We start from the raw sequence: 22,608 nt of genomic DNA on the forward strand, positions 1-22,608 counted from the left end.
CGGCGCGCAGCCCTCTGTCGACTGACCTTTTTGTTCCGTCTCTCCATTGCACACGCATGTCCGAGATACACGTCGTCGCCCTCGTGGGGAGCCTCCGAGAGGGGAGTTACACGCGTCTCGCAACGAACCGCGCCCTGCAGGGCGTCGACGCCGCTGGCGGCCGCGGCGAACTGCTCGACCTCCGGGAGTACGACCTCCCGCCGCTCAACACCGACCGCGACGAACCGGGCGACAGCCAGCGACTCGTCGACCGCGTCGGGACGGCCGACGCGATCATCCTCGCCAGCCCGATGTACCATGGCTCGTACTCCGGGGTCCTGAAGAACGCCATCGACTACTGTGGGTTCGACGAGTTCGAGGGGAAAACCGTCGGCCTCCTTGCGGTGTCGGGCGGCTCGTTCCCCATCACGACGCTCGAACACCTCCGGTCGGTCTGTCGGGCCCTCGACAGCTGGGTACTCCCCCATCAGGCAGCGGTTCCGAACGTCGGCTCGGCGTTCGAAAACGGCGAGTTCGTCGACGAAGGGACCGAAAAACGGGTCGACACCCTCGGCCGGCGCGTCGTCGAGTACGCCGATATCGAACCCGATCCGGCTACGTTCGAGAGCGGCCAAAACGAGGGCGCCGACGACTGAACGACCTCACTGCGGCCGCAGATGTTCGCAGTCGCCCGCGTGGACGACTTCCGTGCCGGCTTCGGTCTCGACGACGAGCCCGCCGGGGAACTCGACGTCGACGGCCTCGCCTTCGACAACCCGGTTCGGTAGCTCGACCCGGACGTTTTGGCCGAGCGTCGAACTGTAGGCTCGCCACCGATCCAACACGGCATCGGGGTCCGCAAGCAGGTCGTGCAGCGATTCGAGGAGCCGCTGGACGAAGACGCGGCGGTCGACGTCGCCGCCGCACTCGGCTCGGAGCGTCGTCGCGCCATCCGGCAGCGTCTCGGCGTCGATGTTGGCGTTGACGCCGATGCCAGCGATGAGCCACGAGACGCGGTCGGCCTCGCCCTCCATCTCGGTGAGGATTCCGGCCAGCTTGCGGCCGCCGCGTTCGCCCGTCTCGCCGACCAACACGTCGTTGGGCCATTTGAGGTGGGCGTCGACGCCCGCCTCCCGACAGGCGCTCGCCGTCGCCACGCCAGCCGCGAGCGCCACCAGCGGGACGTGGGCCGCAGGCAGGTCGGGCTGGATGACGACCGAACACCAGACGCCGCCGCTGGGGGCGGTCCACGACCGGTCGAGTCGGCCTCGGCTCCCGGTCTGTTCGTCGGCGACGACGGCCGTGTCGACTGCCCCCGCATCAGCCAACTCGCGGGCGCGGTTGTTCGTACTGTCGACTGCGTCGTGATACTCGACGGTGTACGGCGCATCAAGCCCGAACTCGATGGCGGCTTCGCCGTAGTCGGGGACGTCGGTGATCGCGTAGCCGTCATCGGTGCTCTCGATTTCGAACCCCTCCTCGCGGAGCGCCTCGACCTGTTTCCAGACCGCGGCCCGCGAGACTCCGAGCCGCTCGGCCAGCTCCGGTCCGCCGACCGGCCCCGCCTCGAAAGCCGACAGCAGCGCACGGCGTGTCTCGTTCATTGTCGCCAGTAGTCACTCCATCCCAAAGAGCCGTCGGATACAAAGCCACGCCCTTCCTACGAACGCCCATGATTACGTTTCTCGCTGGCGGCACAGGGACGCCGAAGCTGTTGGCCGGTGCCACAGCCGTGTTCGATCCCGACGGGCTCACCGTCGTCGGCAACACCGGCGACGACATCGAACTCGGCGGCCTGTTGGTCTGTCCCGACCTCGATACCGTCCTCTTCCACGAGGGAGGTGTTCTCGACACCGAGCGATGGTGGGGGATCGACGACGACAGCCACGAGACCAACGCCGAACTCCACCGGCTGGCCGAGTCAGCCGACCTCGACACCGGGCCGCGATACCTCCCGCCCCGTAAGCAGACACAGGGTCGACCCATCGCCCGTTGGCGACGGTTCTCGGGGATCGCGGAGTTCATGACTATCGGCGACCGTGACCGGGCGGTCCACATCACGCGAACGAGTCTGCTTGATGAGGGGAAGACGCTCACCGAGGCTACCCAGATTCTCGCCGACGCCTTCGACGTCGACCTCACACTGTTGCCGATGAGCGACGATCCCGTTGCGACCATCGTGTCGACCGACGAAGGGCCGATCCATTTCCAGGAGTACTGGCTCGACAAAGCCGACAGAGAGGTTACCGGTATCGAGTTCCGGGGGGCCGACGAGGCCAAGCCGACGAACCAGGTCCTCGACGCGCTCGACGCCCCGGTCGTCATCGGCCCCTCGAACCCCGTGACGAGCATCGGCCCGATGCTCGCCGTGCCGGGCATCGAGGCGGCACTGGAACGGACCCCCGTCGTTGCGGTCTCGCCGTTCATCGAAGACGAGGTGTTCTCGGGACCCGCGGCAGAGCTCATGGCGGGCACGGGACGCGAGCCGAGCACGCAGGGCGTCGCCGACGCCTACCCGTTCGTCGACGCCTTCGTTCTCGACACCGACGACGGCACCGACCTCGACCGTCCGGTCGTCCGAACCGACACGACGATCGACGACGAGGCCGACAGCAGACGCGTGATGGGGGCCGTGCTCGACGCGCTGGCGGAGTTGGGGATCGACGTATGAGCAGGGAGCAGTCGACCGACAGACGGCGAGACAGCCAGTGTCTACCGTTCGAGCCACGACTGGCGCTGGCGAGTCTCAGCGGTGAGGCCGACGCCGCGTGGGCGGCCGCGGGGGCCGACCTCGCGGGGGCGGCCTTTGTAGGTGGGATCGCCCTCGACGAGCCGAGCCGCGAGGCCGCACGGGCGCTCGTCGACCGCGATCGTCGGGAGTTCCTCCCTGACGATCCGCTCGACTTCGTTAGCGACCAGCTAACGGCGCTCGACGACGTGGCGATCCAGCCGGGCGTCAACGTCAGGGCGACGACGGTCGACCCGATCCATGAGGCCGCAGCGATCTGTGCGGCTCACGACGCGATACTGGAGATCAATGCCCACTGTCGACAACCCGAACTCCGCGAGATCGGTTGTGGCGAAACGCTGCTCGGTGATAGCAACCGCCTAACGAAGTACGTCGAGGCGGCGGCCGCCGAGGGGGCGGCGGTGAGCGTCAAAGTTCGCGCCGAGGTTCCGGATGTCGATCTCCCGATCGTCGCCCGGCGAGTCGAGGCCGCCGGTGCCGACGCCATCCACGTCGACGCGATGGACTCCGAGGCCGTAATCGGGGACGTTGCGGCCGCGACCGACCTGTTCGTGATCGCCAACAACGAGGTTCGGGACCGCGAGAGCGTCCGGGAGTATCTCGACTACGGGGCTGACGCGGTGAGTGTCGGTCGACCGAGCCGAGAACCGACCGGCCCCGTGATGCGGCGGGTCGCCGCCGCAGTCGAGGAGTGGGAGGCTCCGATCCAATGAGTCGCCCGGACGATAGCGGCGGCCGCTCCACGGCTGAAAACGCCCAACTCGCGCTGTTGCTCGAAGTCGCGGGAACGCCCAAACCGGGCAACGTCGACCGTCACCGTGACCTCGATGACCTCCGATTCGAACAGTTCGTGGCTGGTGCAGTCGGAGCCCGCGACGGGCTCGACCGTGCCGCCGACGGCGACCCGGTCGGCGCGGCCTTCGAGCAGGCCGTCGACGGAATGTCAAACCAAGAGGGCGGCAACACCCAGTTCGGCTGTCTGTTGTTGCTCGTGCCACTAATAAGAGCTGCCGCAGACGGGTCGCTCACTCCCGAGGGTGTGCGGTCTGTCGTCGAGTCGACGACGGTCGACGACGCCGTCGGCTTCTATCGAGCCTTCGAACACGTCGACGTCGCGGTCGGTGACCCGCCACCAGAGGCCGACGAACTCGACGTCTGTCGAGGGAGCGACGCCGCCGAGGCGCTCCGTAGGCGAAGCCTAACGCTGTACGACATCATGGCGTTGTCGGCCGATCCCGACGGCCGGATCGGCGATGGCAACGCCCGCGAGTGGGTCTCGGGCTTCGAGCGCACGTTTCGGGCTGCCGACCGGCTGCTGGCCGACGAGGGGCCAGTGGGCGACCGCACTGCGCGCGTCTTCCTCGATCTGCTCGCCGAGGAGCCCGATACGCTCGTCGCCACCAACCACGGCGAGGCCACTGCCCGCGAGGTTTCGGCGCGGGCGGCCGCGGTCGACGGCGACCTCGATGCTGCCGAGGGACTCGCCGACGAGTTCGTCGAGGCGGGGTACAACCCGGGGACGACCGCAGATATTACCGCGGCGGCGCTGTTTGTCGCACTCCAACGGGGGCTTGAGGTATGAGCGACACACACGACTGGCCGGTCGAGCTCCGTGGCGTCACCGAGTCGATCGTCGCCACGCTCGGCCCCAACGACCTGTGGAACATGGCCGCTCTCGGCCTGCATGCGCCCGACGAGCCGGACGAACCGGTGACGGCGACGACGTGGGGCAACACCCGAACCAAGCGTAACTTCCACCGGCAGGGCGGTGGTGTCGTTCAGTTCACGGCCGATCCGCGGGAGTTCGTCGACGCCGCGGTAACGATCCGCGAGGACGGCGAGCCGTTGTTGCCGAACGCCGACGCGTGGGTCGAAATCGAGGCCACGTCGGTCGACAGTGGCACCGATGGCGGCACCGAGTGGGAGCGATGGGAACTCCAACCGACTGCGGCGGGAACCGCCGAGAGTAGTCGGCCACTAACTATCAACCGGGGGTTTTACGCGGTGATCGATGCCACCGTCGCGGCCTCGCGGCTCGACGTACCGAGCTTCGACACCGACCAACTTGTCGAGCGGCTTCGGTATTTCGAGGAAACGGTCGAGAAGTGCGGTGGCCCCCGAGAGCGGGAGGCGTTCGCCACGCTGAGCAGCGAGACCGGGTGGCGGGAGTACTGAGGACGGAACGAATCGTTTTAGTGTCGCTCGGACCGAGATGGCCGTATGGCAATCAAACCGAAGTACGTCAAACAGCTCGCAACGACCCTCCTCGAACGGTATCCCGAGGCGTTCAACACCGATTTCGACACCAACAAGGAAAACGTCGCCAAACTCACCACCGTCGACTCGAAGGGCGTCCGCAACCGGGTCGCCGGATACATCACGCGAAAGAAAGCCGCAACGGTCTGATTTTCGGACGCGACTCGCCGAACCACGCTCACACACCACTCAGTAGACGTAGTCGTCGGCAGTGAGCTGGGTGTAACCGTTCTTTTTGAGCGACCGTTTCTGTTTTTTGTAGTTGTACAGTACTTTTGCGCCGGAGAGCCCCGAGCGAAGCGTACTCGCTTTGAGCAGGTCTGGCCCGTCGGCCGCCAGCATCCCGCGAACTGATTTAAACGTTCGATCCCAGTCGCTCGGTCCGTAGTCGCGGCAGAGTTCGGCGAAGGTGACGTTCCGGAGCAGTTCGTCGCCGATCGTCTCCTGCCACCGGACGTTGTAGCTCGATAGGTCGCCGTCGGCGGCCAGCTCGCCCGCGATGGCTCCGGTCCGGACCGCGACGTGATCGCCACCCTCGTGGAACGCTGAGGTCGTCCCCATCGCGCCGCCAGCGACCGCGATGCCGGCCTCGACTGGCGACTCGATCGGTTTGGTCGACGAAATGCTGTAGGTCTCGGTCCCGCCGCGCTTGCCGCGGTCTTCGACCAGCGGGAAGTCGGTCTCGATGTCGTACTCGTCGCCCCACTGCCATTCGAGGAGTCGGCGGATGTAGGTCGACCCCTGTGGGATACTGTCGTCTTCCGGTCGAAGGAGTTTGTACTCGTCTCGGTCCTCGACAGCGTCGATGTCGAGGCCGATGGGCATCGTCAGCCCGACCCGGCAGACGCGGTTGTCGTTCGGAAACACCCACGGATAGGCGGTGTGACCGGGCATGACGCCCCACCAGAACGTGATCGCCGTTTTGAGTTCCTCGAAGACCGCTTCGGGGAACTCTCGGTACTCCTGATAGGCGATGTGGTTGGCTTTCGGCGAAGCGAGGATGTCGGAGGCTTTCGATCCATCCGGGAGATACTCGTCGAGAACGCCGTTGGTGACCGTTCGCTGTGGGCCGTCGGCGAGAATCAGGAAATCGGCCCCGATTTCGTCGCCGTTTGCCAGCGAGACGACGTGACGCGGTTCGCCGGTACCATCCGCATCGGGATCGGTGTCGACACCCGTTACTCTCACCTTGAGTCGGTACTCCGCGCCCGCCGATTCGGCGCGCTCCCGCAGCCAGTCGTCGAACCGCGCGCGGTTGAACGTATAGCCGAAGTGATCATAGGAGGAATCGATACCGGTACTCGTGAGCGTACAGGACTCGGTCGGCCCGACGAACTCCGCCCGATCGAGCTGCTGGAGGAGGACGTCGTCGGGGAACTCCGCTGGGTGGATGTCCATGATGTCGACCCAGTAGTCGAGGATCCCTGCCGCGTCAGTCGAGTCCGGGCCGAGTCCATCGCGGTCGGCCCGCGGGACGCCCTTCTCGAAGACGACCGCGGAGGCACCGCCGCTGACGGCCGCGTGAGCCGCTGCGGTGCCGGCTGGCCCGCCACCGACGATAGCCACGTCTACGCGTTCCATACCGAATACCCCGCCGAGTCGGTATTAAACCCACTGAACTATCGGTCCGTATCTGGGCGGTAGGTAGTGACTACTCACCGCTACGGATCGGAAGGCGGTATATAATGTCGTCCCGTAGACGGTGTATGTCCGCCGACGCCGAGCTTCGTCGACTGTTCGAGACCCACGCCGCATCGGACGGCCCACTGATCGATTCGATGGACGTCGTCGAGACAGTCGCCGACACGCTGGGACGGATCCGCACCGCGGCCGGCCCGGAGGCCCACCACGGCGAGGACGCTCCCCTGTCGTGGAATACCCCGGCGATGGACGACGCACCGGTCGGCGTGACGATTTCGGGGCCGGCCTATCGGGACAACCCGATCTACTACGCCAACGCGGCCTTCGAGGAGATTACTGGCTACGACGAGGCCGACGTCCTCGGCGAGAACCTCCGACTCCTCCAGGGATCCGGGACCGCCAGTGCCCCGGTAGCGGATCTCCACGAAGCGATCGATATCTGGGCCCCGGTCGTCGTCGACCTCCGCAACTATCGGCAGGACGGCACGCCGTTTCGGAACCACCTCGCGATCGCGCCGATCCCCGACGAGACGGGGACGATCAGCAACTGGGTCGGCCTCCAAGAGGACGTGACCGACAGTCGGGGCCTCTAGGGCTGACGGCCTCGAACGTCTCGGCGGTGACGACGGACCTCGGCCGGTCGCCAACGACCAGCGCCTCGCTGTCGACGCTGGCTTCCGTCCCGCGCGGTTTTCCATGGGATCGAACTCCACGCCGACCCCGAGTGGTTCCGTTCGATGCCACTCGACGGGGACAGCCACATTCGGCGAGCCTTACACTCATATGGGTGGCAGCGAACAGTCGGCTATGAGCCAACTGGAGATAGCAGTGCTCCGCCAGAAAATCCACGGCCTGTCGGCCGTCGACTACGCGAGCGCGCTCCGGGCTCGGCTGCCGGACGTCGAGGTCACCGTCGGCCGGACGCCCGCCGAGGAGCGTGACCTGATCGAGTCGGCCCCGATCGTCACCGGGTTTTCGATGACGCCCGCCGAGGTCGAGGCTGCCGCGAACATGGACCTGTTCGCCTGCGTCTATGCGGGTGTGGGTCACCTCGATCTCGACGTCTTCGAGGCCAACGGGACCGCCGTCACCAACGCCTCGGGCGTCCACGGGCCGAATATTTCGGAGTACGTCCTCGGGGCGATCCTCTCGTTCGTCCGGGGGTTCAAGCGGGCGTGGCGACAGGCCGAGCGCAACGAGTGGCGCTCCTACCCCGCCCGTGAACTGCAGGGTAGCACTGTCACCGTCGTCGGCCTCGGTGCGATCGGGCAGGCGGTCGTCGACCGACTCGACCCATTCGGCGTCGAGACCATCGGCGTCCGGTATACCCCGGAGAAGGGCGGGCCGACCGACGAAGTACTGGGGTTCGACGAGATTCACGACGCGTTGGCCCGGACCGACTTCCTCGTGCTGGCGTGTCCACTGACCGACGAAACCGAGGGCCTGATCGACAGCGAGGCCTTGCTGACGCTGCCGACCGACGCGTTCATGGTAAATATCGCCCGTGGCGGCGTGGTCGACACCGACGACCTCGTGTCGGCAATGCAAGCCAACCGGATCGCCGGCGCGACCCTCGACGTCACTGACCCGGAACCGCTGCCGAACGACCACCCGCTGTGGGATCTCGACTCGGTCTCGATCACACCCCACAACGCGGGCCACACCCCCGACTACTACGAGCGACTCGCCGATATCTTGGCGACGAACGTCGACCGCTATCGCCGGGGCGAAACCGACTACGAAAACCGGGTCGTTTAGGCGGGCTGGGGCACTTCGACCGTCGCCAGATAGGAGGTCAGATCCGTCGTCGTCAGCATGCCGACGACCCCGGCCTCGTCGTCGACAACGGGGATGTGATGGATGCCGTTGTCGATCATCGTTCCGGCCACGTCGTTGATCGAATCGTTCGCGGTCGCGGTCGTCACGTCGGTGCTCATGTAGTCGCCTACCGTCGCCTCGGCGGCGGTGTCGTCGGCAGTGATCCGGACGAAGTCGGTCGTCGTCAGAATGCCGACCACGGCGTTGTCGTCGTCGACCACCACGAGCGACCCGATATCCTCGTCGAGCAGTCTCGTTGCGGCCTCCCGTACTGGCGTCTCCCGTCGTACCGTCTCGACCGGCGAGGTCATCAACCGGCCCACGAATATGTCTGCCATACAGTGTGATACCTATACACATACAAAAACCTTGGTCCCGGACGAAAAGACGGCGTGCTGTCGACTCGTGTTCAGTTTCGACCCGCAGAAACAGTTTCGAGTGGCCAGTCGTCGACCGGGTTAGATCCAGCCTTCTTCGACCAGCAGTTCACCGTTCAGCAGGCTGGCACCGGCCGCGCCGCGGATGGTGTTGTGGGCCAGACAGTTGTACTTGATCCCGGAGTCGGTCTGTTCGACCCCTCCGGCGGAGATCTGCATCCCGTTTTCGCGCTCGCGGTCGAGGCGGGGCTGCGGGCGGTACATTTCCTCGTCGCCGAAGACGTGGATGAGTTGGTCGGGGGCACTCGGGAGGTCGACGCCGGGGTACTCCCGCATCGCCTCGCGGGCCTCCTCGGCGGTCGGCTCGTCTGCGAGGTCGACGAACAGACTTTCGAGGTGGCCGTCGAGGGTCGGAATCCGGTTACAGGAGGCGTTGACCGTCGAGTCGTGGAGGCTGAGTTCGCCGCCGTCGAAGCTGCCCAGCAGCTTGCGGGACTCGGTCTCCATCTTCGGCGCTTCGCCGCCGATGTGGGGGATCGCGTTGTCGATGATCTCCATCGAGGTGACCCCGGAGTAGCCCGCCCCGGAGACGGCCTGCAGCGTGGTGACGTCGACGCGTTCGAGGCCGAACTCGTCGAGGGCCGCCAGCGTCGGGACCATCGTGATCGTCGAACAGTTGGGGTTCTTAATGAGTGCGCCGTCCCAGCCGCGGTTGTCGCGCTGGACTTCGATCAGCCCGAGGTGGTCGGGGTTGATCTCCGGAATCGTCAGCGGCACGTCCTCGGCCATCCGGTCGTTCGAGGAGTTCGAGGAGATGACGTAGCCCGCTTCGAGGAACTGGGGTTCGACCTCCGCGGCGACCCCGGAGGGCAGCGAGGAAAACAGGAGGTCGACGTCGTCGGAGACATCGTCGGGCGTCGTTGCGCCGACTTCCATTGCGGCGATTTCGTCGGGAATCTGGGTTTCGACCCGCCACTTGGCCGCCTCGCGGTAGGTTTGTCCGGCGCTCGATTCGCTCGCGGTCAGGGCGGCGATCTCGAACGTGGGATGCCCGTCGAGCAGCTGAATGAACCGCTGTCCGACCGCGCCCGTCGCTCCGAGAATGCCTACTTGTACTGCCATTACCGTGGGGTGCAGTCTCATACACATAAGTGGGTCGGATTGCCGGTAGGTTCTCGAACAATCAGGACAAACACGGCCGCTGTCGGCGAAACTCGATCGGAACTGTCAGCCTATTTTGGCCACAGTAGTATATAAAAGAACTACTCACTGTCGCCGCGTCGTGTTTGTCTATCTCCGCCCCCGTTTCGGTTAGTGTTTGTAAATTCAGCCGTGATGCGTTGGTGGTCGTCGACGGCTGATCGCTCGGACGGCAGGCCTACATCGCTGGCCGGGGTCGACCTGCGTGCCGTGGTCCCCGGCGGCGTCCGCCTCTGTTTGGTCCGTGGGTCAACTGCCGCCGTTAGATCTCCCGGACAGTTTCGATCGCCCCGATCGATTCGAGCGTCATCCAGACCAGAAACAGGACGTACAGCCCCAGAAAGCCGTAGGCCTCCGGGTCGGTGAGTTCGAGGTCGGTTCGAGTAAAGACGATGAACACGAGCGTCGCAAACGCGAGGAATCCCATCGTCGGAATCGCCGCCAGAAAGTTGATCGTCGCCGACCCCGCCAGCAGGACGCCGACCGGAATCGCAACGAGGAGATTGAACGTGTTGCTCCCGAGGACGTTCGTCAGGCTCGTCACGCTGTCGTCGTTCTGGGCGGCACGAACGGAGACGAAGGCGTCGGGAAGGCTCGTCCCGGCGGCGATAACGGTCAGCCCCCATAGGAAACTCGGCGTCTCGAAGATGTCGCCGAACGTGAGCGCCGCGCGAATGAGTCCCTCGACGCCGACGGTGATCACGAGCAGCGCGACCGCGAGGACACCCCACTCCCGGTGAGCGTCGACGTCCACCGCGCCCGTCGAGACGTGGTCGCTGGCGTCCTGCTGGTGGAGGAAGATGTAGACGCCGTAGGTCGCCAGCGGGAGGATCGCGAGTTCAGGTGTGAGAATCGCCGCGCTGTTGGTGCCGCCGGGGACGTAGGTCGCCCCGAGCGCGAAGACGATAAAGAGCACGAGGACGCTGATGATGTAGAACTGGGCGTCCTTATGGATGAGGCTCCGCGTGGCCTCCAGTTCGTCGGTAGCGAGTGCCGAGGCTGCCGGGATCACGAGGAGGTTGAAGATGGCGCTGCCGACGATCGCGCCCACACCGAGGGCGAACTCGCCGTGGACGAGGGTGCTGATCACGACCGAACTGAGTTCGGGGAAACTGGAGCCGACCGCAACGACTACCGCGCCGTGGACCGCCACCGGCAGGCCGTAGTACCGACTGAGCCGAGCGGCGGCCCGCTCGAAGTGGGTGCTGCCCTTCCAGATGACGGCGACGGCGACCGTAGCCAGCAGAAGCGCGGCGAGGAGTCCGACCATTGCCTACCCCTTGTCGACACGGGCTAAAAACGAGTTTCATTCAAAAGTGAGACGATGCAACGATCACGGCCCCCGGTGTTACGTACCTTCCTTCGGGAGATACGTGTTACATGGACGGTCACGAACTCCTCGACCCTGCCACGGTGAGCGGCGTCACCGAAACCGAGACAGTATATATTCCAACAGGTATAGTCGGTTTGTAATGCGCCTCCGCTCGATTGTCGTGATCCTGCTCGTCCTCCTTGCAGGCTGTACCGCACCGCAGGCCGACGAGCCACCTGCACCAGCCGGCACCGACGTGAGCGTCACGCTATCGAACGAGCACACCGCGACCTACACTGTCACCGTACACGCGATCCCACCCGACGCCGAGGGGATCGAACTCACCTACGAAAACGGGTCGACACGCACTTTCGACGGCCCGATTGAGGACCTGCCGTCCGACTGGCCCCGGAACGTGACGGCACTCTCGGTCGACGGCAACGATCGGTACGCCGAGACGGTGAGGCTCGCCCCGAACCGGGGCGTCGGGCTGACGCTGGAAGCGGTCCCGCCGGGGTCGGCGGTCGTCTACATCGTCCACTCGGAGGCGGGGCCCCGGGCGACCCACGGTCCGGGCATCGTTCAGTGTGGGCCGAACAACGGCAGCGCCGACCTCACGGTGCGGATTCTGGCCGACGGCTCGCTGGACAGTCGACTCTCGTGTGCCGGTGACATGGCCGTCTCCTGAATCGATCACACACGGCTCAGCCGCGTGTACTCTCGGCGACGTTCTCGACCGGTTCCACGAGACGCGGCTCTCTGGACTGCGACCCCCAGTTGCCGCCGGTCAGCGTTGAGACGGTCGACGGCACCCGTTCGCTCGGACGGAAGGCGTAAATCGCTGGCCGGCCGAGGTCGACCTGCGTGCCCTAGTCCCCGGCGGAGTACTCCTCTTTGGGAGCGATGATCGACCGGAGAACCCAGGCACGCGACATACGGTCCGCTGTCGACCGCGACCGACAGCCGCCCGGCACGAGGGTTTCCCGACCGACACGGCATGCCGCCGACAGGATGAGGTCGGACGTTAGTGTTCCGGGCGACATTTTCCGACGTTACACGGAGGCCGTCCCCATCCTGCGCAGACCAACGGATGCATGAATCGCCACTTCAGATACGAACGATTGACAGTCGTCGACGTCGGATCGAAGCCTCGGCGTAGCGCCGTGTTCGGATCAAGATCATTCCTTCAATCGGAACACGGATTGCAATCTAAGTATTTGAACGGTATTCGCTTCGGTATCGTAAGGGAAACGACAGTGAACGATGCACCCGTTCGTTTAGAGTAGGGTCGCGTTCTGACGCGGCTCTAGGATCCGATCATGACCTCCAAGACAACCGACCGACAACTCGTCTGGATCGTCCTCGCAATCGTTGCCGCTCTGATCATTGTTCCCCTGTTCGGCATGCTGTGGGCCGGACCGATGATGGGCGGGATGTGGGGTACCGGCATGTGGGGGACGAATGGCATGTCTGGCTGGATGCTCATCGTTGGCGTGGGCATGCCGCTCCTCCTTTTTGCCGTCATTGTCGGGGCCGTCTCCCTCGGCTATCGAGCGATGCGCAACCGGGACGGCGAAGCCGACCCTGCAGTCCAAGAGCTCCGGGCTGCCTACGCACGTGGCGACCTGAGCGACGAGGAGTACGAACGACGGCGGGACCGACTCGAAACCGAACCGTAGTCCGCCGATGTTAGCACCACTGGGACCGGCGGTCGCCGAGGCCCTGCGGATCGGGATCGGCTTCCTCTGGACAGCGGCCTGGGCGATCATCATGGGATTAGTGATCACCAGTCTCGTTCAGGTCTACGTCTCGAAAGAGCGAATGGCTGCCGTGCTCGGAGACGATGACGTAGCCGGTGTCACGAAGGCCACGCTGTTCGGCGCTGCCAGCAGCGGCTGTAGCTTCGGTGCGGTCGCCATCGGAAAGGGGCTTTTCAAAAAGGGTGCCCACGTCGTGAACGTCCTCGCGTTCATGTTCGCCTCGACGAACCTCATCGTCGAACTCGGCTTGATGATCCTAATCTTGTTGGGCAGGGAGTTCCTCGTCGCCGAACTACTCGGCGGGCTCGTCCTCATCGCAGTGATGACGGTGATCGTCGACCTGACGCTTCCAGAAACCCTCTTTGAGGAGGTTCGCACCGAACTGAATCAGCGAGAGCACGACCACGGCGTGACCGAGGATCCGACCTGTGGGATGGAAGGGACCGACGAGTATTCGCTCGTCACCGACGGTGGCGAGACCCTGAAATTCTGTTCGGAGGGCTGTATGGAGACCTATCAGCAGGAACTGGCCAGCCGTGGTGGGTGGCGAGACGAACTCGTCTCGTGGGGCGGCTGGTACAAGGTTGGCAACCAGTATCGAAAGGAGTGGTCGATGCTCTACACGGACGTGATAGCAGGCTTTCTGATCTCCGGGTTCGTCATCGTGTTCGTCCCACAGTGGGTTTGGAACACGCTCTTTCTCCGTGGCGACGGCCTGCTCGTCAGCGCCGAGAACGCGATCATGGGCGTGGCTATCGCCGTCATCAGCTTCGTCGGTAGTATGGGAAACGTCCCGTTCGCCGTCGCGCTCTGGGGTGGCGGTGTGAGCTTCGCCGGTGTGATCGCCTTCGTCTATGCCGACCTCATTACAGTCCCCGTGCTGAACGTCTACCGGAAGTACTACGGCTGGGGTGTGATGCTGTACATCCTCGGCGTGTTCTTCGTGACGATGGCGTTCACGGGGTTTCTCATGGAGCAACTGTTCGATCTGTTGGGTATCGTCCCCAATCTCGCCGGGGGCATGACTGCGAGCGAGCAGACCTATTTCGAACTGAACTACACGTTCTACCTCAACCTGATCGCGTTCGCACTCTCGGGATTCCTGCTCTACGTCTACCGGCGCGGTCTGGGAGCCCCCGGACAGTACCGGGATCCAGTCTGTGGAATGCGGACCGACGGGGATAGTCCAACCGTCACCCACGGTGGTGAAACCTACTACTTCTGTTCGATGACGTGTCAGCGTGCCTTTGAGGAAACACCCGAAGAGTTCGCTATGATCGATCCAGTTATTTCAGGTACTCACGATCACCAGTGATTTGGGTTACTGGGAGTGTTTGAGGGCCCAACGGACCGCCACGAGTCCGGCGGTCGACACGTGTCTATTACTGTCGCCCGTTCGAGCAGTGATACACGATGTTGTACGACCACGTCGCTGCCCTCGAACTCCGGATCGACGACTACGACCTCGAATACCACGAGCGGGAGACCTCCAGTGACTTCACACGAGCGTCGACAGTGGTCAGCTTGTACGGTGACGGCGAGGTCGGGCGTGGTGAGGACGTGACCTACGACACCGATCCACACGAGACGCTTCGAGACCGACCAGCGGAGTTCCCTATTACGGGAGCAGATACCGTCGACGAGTTTTCCGAGCAGATCTCGGAGATCGATCTCTTTGTCGGGGACGAACCGGGCCAGTCGATCTACCGCAACTACCGACAGTGGGCCTTCGAGAGCGCCGCACTCGACCTCGCACTCAGACAGGCCGACACGAACCTCGCCGACCGTCTCGGTCGTACGTACGATCCGGTTCGGTTCGTCGTGAGCACGCGACTGGGGGAGCCACCGACCGGAGATCGGGTGGTCGACTGGCTCGACCGAAACGACGAGCTGGAGTTCAAACTCGACCCGACATCGGAGTGGACGCCCGCGGTCATCGAGCGGCTCGCGTCGACCGACGCCGTCCGAACACTGGACCTCAAAGGACAGTACCACGGGACGACGGTCGATCAGCCTGCCGACCCGGACCTCTATGAGCGAATCATCGAAGGCTTTCCCGAGGCACTCATCGAAGACCCGGAACTGACCCCGGAGACACGGCCGCTGTTCGAGGGCCACGAAGCACGTGTCACGTGGGATTACCCGATTCGCGGCGTCGAGACGATCGAAGAGCTCCCGTGGGAACCGGCGTGGCTCAACATCAAACCCTCCCGGTTCGGGTCGGTCCAGTCGCTGTTCGACACCATCGAGTACTGCCGCGACCACGGGATCCGGCTGTTCGGCGGCGGCCAGTTCGAACTCGACGTCGGACGCCAACACATCCACGCGATCGCCTCACTGTTCTACCCCGACGCACCGAACGACGTGGCACCGAGAGCCTACAACGACCCGGATCCGAGCGCTGCACTGCCGACGAGCCCACTTGCCCCGCCGGAGACACCCCGAGGGCTCTCGTGGAACTAACGACGACCCGTCGTCGACCCCAGCGGGAGCCAGCGGAGCGTCGACACAGCGCTCTGGGTATCGGTTTGCCGTTTCCAGCGGGGCCGATTTCGGGGATCACGCCGGCGAACACAACCGCTTTTTGTCCGGCATCCGTACGTTCAGTATGGTCGTTCCGTTGGAGATGGGGTGGCGGCAGCTGTTGTTCGAAAACTGGCCGGTCGACCCCGAGGTGGTAGACGCCCACCTCCCTGCGGGGTTGGAGCCCGACACCTACGACGGGGCGGCGTGGCTCTCGGTCGTCCCCTTCACGAACGTGGCGGTCCGCCCGAAAGGATTTCCCCGGCAGCTCGGCATCCGGCTACCCGAACTCAACCTCCGGACGTACGTCACCCGCGACGGCGTCCCCAGCGTCTACTTCTTCAGTCTCGACGCACAGGGGGTCGTCAGCGTGCTCGGTGCGCGGCTGTTCCAGCATCTCCCGTACTACTACGCCCGGATCTCCTTAGAGTGGGCCGACGGTCGGGTCGACTTCCGGAGCCGGCGACTCCATCCCGGCGACCGGCCGGCGGGCTACGCGGCGCGCTACTGGCCGACCGGCGAGCCGTTTGCGGCTCCCGAAGACCCCTTCGGCGAGTTCCTCGTCGAACGCTACCGGTTCTACACGCAGGCTCCCGATGGCTCGATCCGGTACAGCGACGTCGACCACGAGCCGTGGACGCTCTATCCCGCCGCGGCCGACGTCGAGACCAACACGCTGCTGGAAGCCAACGGCTTCGCCGAACCCGACGCCGAACCGGTGTACTACTACAGCCCCGGCGTCGATGTAGCCGCCTCCCGGAGCCGGCGACAGTAAGCCGTACGGCGGGGATGCGGCCGGATTCGACCGCCGTGTAGCGGTGCAACAACGTTCAATACCCCCGGTGGTGTACACACACGTTGGACTATGGATATCACTGATATTGTTATGACTGAGTTCGTCGAAGTCGGCGTCGACGAACGGCTTGCGAAGGTGCGGGCACGGTTCGAGGAGGAGAACCCACGTGGGGTCATCGTTACCGACGACGGTGACTACGAGGGCGTTATCGGGGAGTCGGAGCTGGTGAAATCCCGGATCCAGGACGACACCAAAGCGAGCGTCCTGATGACCTCCGCCCCGCGGGTCGACAACCACGAGGACGTCCGGGAGGTCGCCCGGCTGCTGGTCGAGGGTGACGTCCGGATCGCCCCCGTCTTCCGCGGGGAGACGCTGGCGGGGATCATCACGACCGACGCCATCCTGCAGGCGGTCATCGAGAACCTCGATGCGCTGGTCGTCGACCAGCTGTACACCGAAGACGTCGTCAGTGTCTCGGCGAAATCCAGCGTCGGTCAGGCGATCAACCGGCTCCGGGAACACGGCATCTCGCGGCTGCCGGTGGTCGACGCCGACGGGCGACTCGACGGCGTACTCACGACCCACGACATCGTCGACTTCGTCGTCCGGGACCACGAGCGCCAACACAAAGGTGACCGAAGCGGCGACAACGACCGCATGCTCGATCTCCCCGTCGAGAACCTGATGTCGAGTCCGGTCCTCACCGCCAACCCCGACGAAAGCGTCCGGACGGCCGTCGAGCGCATGTTCGACAACGACGTCTCCGGGCTGGTCGTCGCCGGCGACGACGGCGGCATCGAGGGGATCGTCACCAAAACCGACGTCATGCGTGCGCTGACGTTCACCGAAGAGGAGACGATGGACGTCCAGATCACCAACGTCGAACTGCTGGATACCATCTCGCGGCAGGAGATCGTCGACTCGATCACGCAGGTGGTCGACAAATACCAGGAGATGAACGTGATGCACGCCCACGTTCGGTTCCACGAACACAAAGAGAAGCTCCGCGGCACCCCGCTGATTCAGGCCCAGATCCGGCTGCGGACCAGCCACGGCCAGCTCGCGGGCTCGGGCGAGGGGTACGGCGCGAACCACGCCTTCCACGTCGCCCTCGACAAGCTCGAACGCAACGTCCTCGAACTGAAAGGGATCAACGCCGACAAGGAGTACCGCGGCCAGCTCCTCCGGAAGCTCAACGAGATCTAGCCGGCCTCGGCAGTCCTTCTCGCCGACACCTTTCGTTTCTCGTCGTTCGGAATTTCCACCGGTTACGTGTGTGAACCGTCCACTTCGTCATGTTTTTGACTACAGACAGTCAATACGGCTCTATGAGCGCAGACGAGGACAAGTATCCCGCGGAGTCCGGGCGGCGACGGTTCGTCAAGGGGGTTGTCGGTGGAGCGGCACTCGCCGGTGTGGGCGCAACCGGCGCAGTGAGCATCAACACACTGACGACCTCCTCCGGCGCGGGTGGGGGCCCGGTCGAAGCGATGGTGATCGAGCGTACCGACGGTCCCGCGCCGCGCGGAATGCCGCAGATCCCGATCGAGATCGACGACGAGGGGTTCATCAAGGGCATCTGGCCAGAAATCCAGACCGAAACGGTCGAAGGTGTCGAAGTCGAAATCGCTCGTCAGGATATGCCCGGCGATGTCACCTACTCTCAGGAGTGGTTCCAGTACTGCGGGCTGGAGTCGAACAACGGGCTCGATCCGGGCCACGATTCGGACAACTACTTCGTCACTGATCCGGGTGCGGGCTACGAGTGGCAGGCGGACAAATCCGAGGGCGACCGGTTCAACATCTCGGAGTTCGACGACTACACCGAGTGGGACGCCGAAAGCGGGATCGGCGATCCCGGCGTCGGCAAGCCCGGGCAGGCGATCTGGCGCTCGGAGGACTCCGAGAACCCACTGCCGGTGATGCTCCTCCGATCCGAAACCATCGAAGAGGCAGCCCAAGACAACGAGTGGCTGCAGGCCAGCACCGATCAGGGTGTCATTGCGTGGCTCAACAAGTGTACCCACTTCTGCTGTGTGCCGAGCTACAAGACGGCCGGTGACGCGCCAAAGTACGACGCCGCCAACGACGTCTACTGCCAGTGTCACCAGTCGGTGTACGACCCCTTCTCGATCGTGAGTGCGCTTTATATCGCTCGGCCGCGCACGGAGTAGGTTCCCCCTCGGCTTTTTGATTCTGCTACCCCGAGTAGCCCCATGGCCGATTCAACCGGATTCGAGACGGAACTCGACCGCGCCCGGAGCCTGCTCGACGCCGACGATCTCACTGCCGTCCACGTCGGCGTTATCCACGATGATCGGACGGTCGACACCGTCGCCTCCCGTCGAACGGGCGGCGAGTCGGAGGCGGAACTGCTGGCGATCTCGCTGTTGGCGACCCACATCCGCGCGGTCGCTGCCGAGGCCGGTGCCGACTACGAGACGGTCGCCGCCGACGCCGCCGCCGTCGCCGCCCAACTCGAATCGCTCCCGGTCGACCCGCCTGCCGACGTGGGCGACGAGGAGGCCTCGACCGGATCATCCGACGGCAGCGACGCCGACGGCTGAGGCCACCGGTCAGCTATCGGCGTCGCCGGCCGACCGATACCGCCACAGCAGCCCGAGACCAACGAGGCCGGTCGTCCAGACCACCGCCAGTTGGATGTCCACCAGCAACCGGTTCAACTGGGTCGACCGGATGACGACCGCTATCGCCGAGAGTCCGGCGACCCCACCGAGACACAGCGTCAGGAAAACCACGGTATCCCGAACCACATACCGGTTCATTTCCCCGCAAGTCTCCCTACCGCGGTCGTTGTTATATCGGAGCTACTGGCTAGCCGACGATTGTATCCAGTGACTACCGATCGGCCGGCAGTTCGTATTCGGTGGCTACCGACGGGTATGGGCTGCCTACTCGCCGCCGAACCGGTAGCCGGGGACCGATCGACAGCGGTCCGGTAGCTTCGCGGCGGCCTCTCGGAGTTCGTCGACGGCTGATCGTTCCAGTCGGTCGGAAGCGACCAGCAGCTCGACCGGCTGCTCGCCCAGCGGGACGAACTCCATGCCGAGCCGTTCGGCCGTCGACCGGAGGCCGAGACCGGCGTCACCCCGGTCGTCGTCGACCCGGCGGGCCGGGGTCTCGACCGCATCGACCGCCGATTCGAAGCCCGCGATCGCCTCGACGATGTCGTGTCGGGAGACGCCCCGATCGTCGGCCAGCGCCGCGACCGCATTCGAGAGGCTCGTCCGGAGTCCCGAGGCCGTCCCGCGGTTGACGAGCCGGAGGTCGCGGTCGACGAGGTCGGCGAGCCCCGAGACGTCGGCGGGGTTGCCGGCGGGGACGACCAGCCCCCACTCGCGGTGCCACCGGGCGACAGAGACGGCATCGACGTCGTCGGCTGGGCCGGCGACGACCGCGAAATCCGGCAATCCATCGCGGAGCCGCGCCAGCCCTGCCCGGCTGCCGTAGGGGAGGTACCGCGGCGTGTCGAGGGCATCGAGGAGTCGGTCGACGGCGGGGTCGTCCTCGCCGATCCCCAGCAGCGACGGGGGGCTGACGTCCGCCGAGAACAGCCGGACGGTTACCGACTCGCCGGCAGACAGGTAGTCGGTATCCGGGTCGATCGGGACCACGCCGTCGGCGGCGACGAGGCTGGTGGTCGCCCCCGATCCCTTGTCGACCGGGTAGACGAGCCGGCGTTCGCCAGCGTCGGCGACCCCGACTGCAAGCAGCCGGAGCCGTCCGCTCTCCGAGCGGGCCTCGACGGCCAACTCGCCGTCGATGGTGGCGCTCGCGGGCTCGGGGCGGCCGGCGGCCTCGCGGATCGCCGGCGCGACGAACATCCGGAAGATCGTCAGCGCCGAGACCGGGTAGCCCGGCAGCCCGATGTAGGCCGACTGCCCGCCGTCGGCGCGGTTGAGCCGGCCGACGAGCATCGGTTTGCCGGGTTTGACCGACACCCCGTGGCACAGCAGCTCACCCCTGTCTTCGATCACCTCGTAGATCACGTCGACCGCGCTCGCAGAGGTCGACCCCGAGGAGACCACCAGATCACACTCCTCGGCGGCCGTGCGGAGCAGCCGTTCCAACTCCTCGTAGTCGTCACCGGCGTGGGGGTAGACGACCGGTTCGCCGCCGGCGGCCTCGACGCCCGCGGCGATACTGTTGCTGTTGACGTCGTAGATCTCCCCGCGGCTGCTGTCGAGGTCTTCGCCCGGCCGAACGAGTTCCTCGCCCGTCGAGACGATCCCGACCCTCGGGGCGGCCCGCACCGGCACCGCGTCGACGCCGAGCGCCGACAGCAGCCCGATCTCCCGGGGCGTCAGCCGGCGGCCCGCACCGAGGGCCCGCGAGCCGGCGGCGATGTCGGCTCCCGCGGTCATCACGTTGTCGCCCGGGGCGACCGCATCGCGGATCTCGATCGTCGTCCCGTCGTCGACCTCGATCTCTTCGGTCCGCTCGACGACCACCACCGCGTCGGCCCCCTCGGGGAGGACTGCGCCCGTCGAGACCTCGGCGCACTCGCCGGGGTCGACGGTCACCGTGGGAGCCTCGCCGGCGTGGACCGCGCCGGCCAGCGCCAGCCGCTCGGGGGCCGCCTCGCCCGCCCCGAACGTATCGCGGGCCCGGACGGCATAGCCGTCCATCGACGCCCGGTCGAACCCCGGCACGTCGACCTCCGCGTCGACGCGCTCGGCAAGCACCCGGCCGCGGGCCGCCCGGAGGTCGACCGTCTCGGTGCCGCCGCCGAGTGCGAGCCCGTCGATCGCTGCCCGAACCTCCTCCGGGTCGGCCAGCGTGCGGAACTCCTTGCGGCTCATGGCTTCGCCTCCCATCTCCGGAGGCTCATGACTTTGCCTCCCCATGTCCGGAGGCTCATGACTTCGCCTCCCAGTCTTCCACTGCGACGCGGTCGCCGGCGGCGTACCCCTCCCGGTCCTCGGGGACGACGACCCAGCCGTCGGTCAGCGCGACGCTGGATAACACCCCGGCCCCGCCGGTCCGGGTCGGGGTGGCGATGAGTTCGCCGTCCTCGTGGTCGACTGCGACGCGGGCGAACGTCCGGGTGCCGGGCTCGCTGGGGAGCTTCCGTGCGAGGGTCGCCGCCCGACTCGGCAGGGGGTCGATCGGGAGGTGGCCCATCCGTTTGAGTGCCGGCCGGAGCAGTTGGACCGCCCCGACCAGACAGGAGACGGGATACCCCGGCAGCATGATCACCGGCGTCGACTCGACGACGCCGAACCCGACCGGGTGGCCGGGTTTGATACCGACACCGTGGACCAGCAGCTCCCCGAGGTCGTCGATTACCTCCGGTAGCAGGTCCCGCTGGCCGACCGACGAACCGCCGGTCGTGACGATGATGTCCTTGGTGAGGTCCCGCTGGATCGCTGCCCGGAGCGCCGACTCGTCGTCGGTGACGATGTTCCGGTAGGTCGCCTCGCCACCCCAGCGGGTGACCTGCCGGGCGACGGTCAGCCCGTTGGTCTCGATGACTTCCCCCGGCTCGGGGTCGGCCTCGACGAGTTCCTCGCCGGTCGGGATCACGCCGACGGTCGGCTGCTCGTATACCTCGACCTCCCAGCGGCCGACCGACCGCAGCAGGCCGAGATCCGAGGGCCGCAACCGGTGGCCCGGCTCGTAGAGCGGCTGGCCCGCGGCGACGTCTTCGCCGGTCTCGCCGACGTTCTCGCCGGCGGCGACCGGCTGTCTGACCGCGACCTGTTCGGCCTTGTCGTCGACCTGCTCGATTTTGACGACCGCGTCGGCCCCGTCGGGGAGTTCGCTGCCGGTGTGGACCCGGCTGGCAGCGCCGGGGTCGACTCCTGCGGTCCGGGGGACGGGTTCCAGCAGCGCCGGGGCGTGTCTGTCGGCCCCGAAGGTGTCTGCGGCCCGAACGGCGTAGCCGTCCATCGCCGCCCGATCGTAGCCCGGTACGGGATCGTCGGCGGTAACGGTGGTCCCAACGGCGCGGCCGTCGGCCATCCGAAGCGGGAGCTGCTCGGTTCGGTCGTGGGGAGCGACCGTCTCCAGAAGTCGCTGTCGGGCGGTCGACAGCCGAGTTCGATCCTTGAACCCGGAGTGTCGTCTCTCGTCTGCCATACCCTCCGTTTCGTCGCCGGACCCATAAGCCCGCGCGGTATCGCCACCGCGGCCGGTCGCTGCCCGCCACGGCCGTCCATTGCCCGCGACCGACC

Annotated in this window: 24 protein-coding genes; 16 read left to right on the forward strand and 8 right to left on the reverse strand. The window is 65.8% G+C overall.

Translation table 11 applies throughout. The features are described 5' to 3' along the window. Window positions 1-56: 56 nt before the first annotated feature. On the forward strand, window positions 57-635 hold the full coding sequence (locus NKJ34_RS01000) for an NADPH-dependent FMN reductase (RefSeq protein WP_253736395.1): 579 nt from the start codon (window positions 57-59) through the stop codon (window positions 633-635). 6 nt (window positions 636-641) lie between these two features. Here the strand turns inward: NKJ34_RS01000 and NKJ34_RS01005 are convergent, their stop codons facing one another. Then, window positions 642-1,583, reverse strand: coding sequence for a biotin--[acetyl-CoA-carboxylase] ligase (locus NKJ34_RS01005; RefSeq protein ID WP_253736396.1), 942 nt, complete (start codon window positions 1,581-1,583; stop codon window positions 642-644). A gap of 68 nt (window positions 1,584-1,651) precedes the next feature. On the opposite strand from NKJ34_RS01005, the gene cofD reads away from it, so the two are divergent. From cofD to NKJ34_RS01030, 5 genes are read left to right on the forward strand one after another with little or no spacing between them, the layout of a single operon-like run. Then, entirely contained in the window at window positions 1,652-2,650 is a 999-nt protein-coding gene (gene cofD / locus NKJ34_RS01010) for a 2-phospho-L-lactate transferase (RefSeq protein ID WP_253736397.1), read from the forward strand. Continuing rightward, on the forward strand, window positions 2,647-3,441 hold the full coding sequence (locus NKJ34_RS01015; RefSeq protein ID WP_253736398.1) for a tRNA-dihydrouridine synthase: 795 nt from the start codon (window positions 2,647-2,649) through the stop codon (window positions 3,439-3,441). The genes cofD and NKJ34_RS01015 overlap by 4 nt, the downstream gene beginning before the upstream one ends. Further along, a complete protein-coding gene (locus NKJ34_RS01020) occupies window positions 3,438-4,310 on the forward strand; it encodes a triphosphoribosyl-dephospho-CoA synthase (protein ID WP_253736399.1) in 873 nt (290 codons plus the stop codon). Before NKJ34_RS01015 ends, NKJ34_RS01020 begins: the two co-directional genes overlap by 4 nt. Then, window positions 4,307-4,903 carry a DUF447 domain-containing protein gene (locus tag NKJ34_RS01025; RefSeq protein ID WP_253736400.1) on the forward strand — a complete coding sequence of 199 codons (597 nt, stop codon included), beginning with the start codon at window positions 4,307-4,309 and terminating at the stop codon, window positions 4,901-4,903. The genes NKJ34_RS01020 and NKJ34_RS01025 overlap by 4 nt, the downstream gene beginning before the upstream one ends. Before the next feature lie 45 nt (window positions 4,904-4,948). After that, window positions 4,949-5,134: a 30S ribosomal protein S17e gene (locus NKJ34_RS01030; protein ID WP_253736401.1), complete on the forward strand. Its 186-nt coding sequence runs from the start codon at window positions 4,949-4,951 to the stop codon at window positions 5,132-5,134. Window positions 5,135-5,173: 39 nt separating this feature from the next. Here NKJ34_RS01030 and NKJ34_RS01035 read toward each other — a convergent pair whose 3' ends face one another. Continuing rightward, window positions 5,174-6,565: an NAD(P)/FAD-dependent oxidoreductase gene (locus tag NKJ34_RS01035; RefSeq protein ID WP_253736402.1), complete on the reverse strand. Its 1,392-nt coding sequence runs from the start codon at window positions 6,563-6,565 to the stop codon at window positions 5,174-5,176. 125 nt (window positions 6,566-6,690) lie between these two features. Between NKJ34_RS01035 and NKJ34_RS01040 the strand changes: the two genes are divergently transcribed. Both NKJ34_RS01040 and NKJ34_RS01045 read left to right on the forward strand, forming a co-directional pair. Then, entirely contained in the window at window positions 6,691-7,218 is a 528-nt protein-coding gene (locus NKJ34_RS01040; RefSeq protein WP_253736403.1) for a PAS domain-containing protein, read from the forward strand. 214 nt (window positions 7,219-7,432) lie between these two features. Beyond that, window positions 7,433-8,383, forward strand: a complete 951-nt coding sequence (locus tag NKJ34_RS01045; protein ID WP_253736404.1) for a D-2-hydroxyacid dehydrogenase — start codon at window positions 7,433-7,435, stop codon at window positions 8,381-8,383. Here the strand turns inward: NKJ34_RS01045 and NKJ34_RS01050 are convergent. From NKJ34_RS01050 to NKJ34_RS01060, 3 genes are all read right to left on the reverse strand, one after another. Further along, window positions 8,380-8,781, reverse strand: a complete 402-nt coding sequence (locus NKJ34_RS01050; protein WP_253736405.1) for a CBS domain-containing protein — start codon at window positions 8,779-8,781, stop codon at window positions 8,380-8,382. The two genes, NKJ34_RS01045 and NKJ34_RS01050, sit on opposite strands and share 4 nt — an antisense overlap. Window positions 8,782-8,901: 120 nt before the next feature. Then, window positions 8,902-9,942: an aspartate-semialdehyde dehydrogenase gene (asd, locus tag NKJ34_RS01055; RefSeq protein ID WP_253736406.1), complete on the reverse strand. Its 1,041-nt coding sequence runs from the start codon at window positions 9,940-9,942 to the stop codon at window positions 8,902-8,904. A 340-nt stretch (window positions 9,943-10,282) separates the two neighbouring features. Further along, window positions 10,283-11,290, reverse strand: coding sequence for a sodium:calcium antiporter (locus NKJ34_RS01060; protein ID WP_253736407.1), 1,008 nt, complete (start codon window positions 11,288-11,290; stop codon window positions 10,283-10,285). Window positions 11,291-11,492: 202 nt separating this feature from the next. Between NKJ34_RS01060 and NKJ34_RS01065 the strand changes: the two genes are divergently transcribed. The 8 genes from NKJ34_RS01065 (at window position 11,493) to NKJ34_RS01100 (ending at window position 18,978) form a co-directional block, all read left to right on the forward strand. Continuing rightward, window positions 11,493-12,020 carry a YdgH/BhsA/McbA family protein gene (locus NKJ34_RS01065; protein ID WP_253736408.1) on the forward strand — a complete coding sequence of 176 codons (528 nt, stop codon included), beginning with the start codon at window positions 11,493-11,495 and terminating at the stop codon, window positions 12,018-12,020. 631 nt (window positions 12,021-12,651) lie between these two features. Next, window positions 12,652-13,011, forward strand: coding sequence for an SHOCT domain-containing protein (locus NKJ34_RS01070; RefSeq protein ID WP_253736409.1), 360 nt, complete (start codon window positions 12,652-12,654; stop codon window positions 13,009-13,011). A gap of 7 nt (window positions 13,012-13,018) precedes the next feature. Next, on the forward strand, window positions 13,019-14,407 hold the full coding sequence (locus NKJ34_RS01075) for a permease (protein ID WP_253736410.1): 1,389 nt from the start codon (window positions 13,019-13,021) through the stop codon (window positions 14,405-14,407). 98 nt (window positions 14,408-14,505) lie between these two features. Continuing rightward, window positions 14,506-15,555, forward strand: a complete 1,050-nt coding sequence (locus tag NKJ34_RS01080; RefSeq protein ID WP_253736411.1) for an enolase-like domain-containing protein — start codon at window positions 14,506-14,508, stop codon at window positions 15,553-15,555. A gap of 145 nt (window positions 15,556-15,700) precedes the next feature. After that, the gene (locus tag NKJ34_RS01085) at window positions 15,701-16,390 is read left to right on the forward strand and encodes a YqjF family protein (RefSeq protein WP_253736412.1); all 690 of its coding nucleotides are present in this window, start codon (window positions 15,701-15,703) and stop codon (window positions 16,388-16,390) included. 90 nt (window positions 16,391-16,480) lie between these two features. Continuing rightward, the gene (locus NKJ34_RS01090; RefSeq protein ID WP_253736413.1) at window positions 16,481-17,617 is read left to right on the forward strand and encodes a CBS domain-containing protein; all 1,137 of its coding nucleotides are present in this window, start codon (window positions 16,481-16,483) and stop codon (window positions 17,615-17,617) included. 122 nt (window positions 17,618-17,739) lie between these two features. Next, window positions 17,740-18,585: a Rieske (2Fe-2S) protein gene (locus NKJ34_RS01095; protein ID WP_253736414.1), complete on the forward strand. Its 846-nt coding sequence runs from the start codon at window positions 17,740-17,742 to the stop codon at window positions 18,583-18,585. Between the two features lie 42 nt (window positions 18,586-18,627). Further along, the gene (locus NKJ34_RS01100) at window positions 18,628-18,978 is read left to right on the forward strand and encodes a DUF8113 family protein (RefSeq protein WP_253736415.1); all 351 of its coding nucleotides are present in this window, start codon (window positions 18,628-18,630) and stop codon (window positions 18,976-18,978) included. 9 nt (window positions 18,979-18,987) lie between these two features. Here the strand turns inward: NKJ34_RS01100 and NKJ34_RS01105 are convergent, their stop codons facing one another. The 3 genes from NKJ34_RS01105 to NKJ34_RS01115 all read right to left on the reverse strand — a co-directional run bounded on the left by NKJ34_RS01105 (window position 18,988) and on the right by NKJ34_RS01115 (window position 22,513). Beyond that, window positions 18,988-19,197: a hypothetical protein gene (locus tag NKJ34_RS01105; RefSeq protein ID WP_253736416.1), complete on the reverse strand. Its 210-nt coding sequence runs from the start codon at window positions 19,195-19,197 to the stop codon at window positions 18,988-18,990. A gap of 126 nt (window positions 19,198-19,323) precedes the next feature. Beyond that, window positions 19,324-21,249 (reverse strand): molybdopterin biosynthesis protein, encoded by a 1,926-nt coding sequence (locus NKJ34_RS01110; protein WP_425491740.1) that lies wholly within the window; start codon window positions 21,247-21,249, stop codon window positions 19,324-19,326. Between the two features lie 40 nt (window positions 21,250-21,289). Continuing rightward, window positions 21,290-22,513, reverse strand: a complete 1,224-nt coding sequence (locus NKJ34_RS01115) for a molybdopterin molybdotransferase MoeA (protein WP_253736418.1) — start codon at window positions 22,511-22,513, stop codon at window positions 21,290-21,292. Window positions 22,514-22,608: the final 95 nt, after the last annotated feature.

Source organism: Halohasta salina (assembly GCF_024178165.1).
GTDB lineage: Archaea > Halobacteriota > Halobacteria > Halobacteriales > Haloferacaceae > Halohasta > Halohasta salina.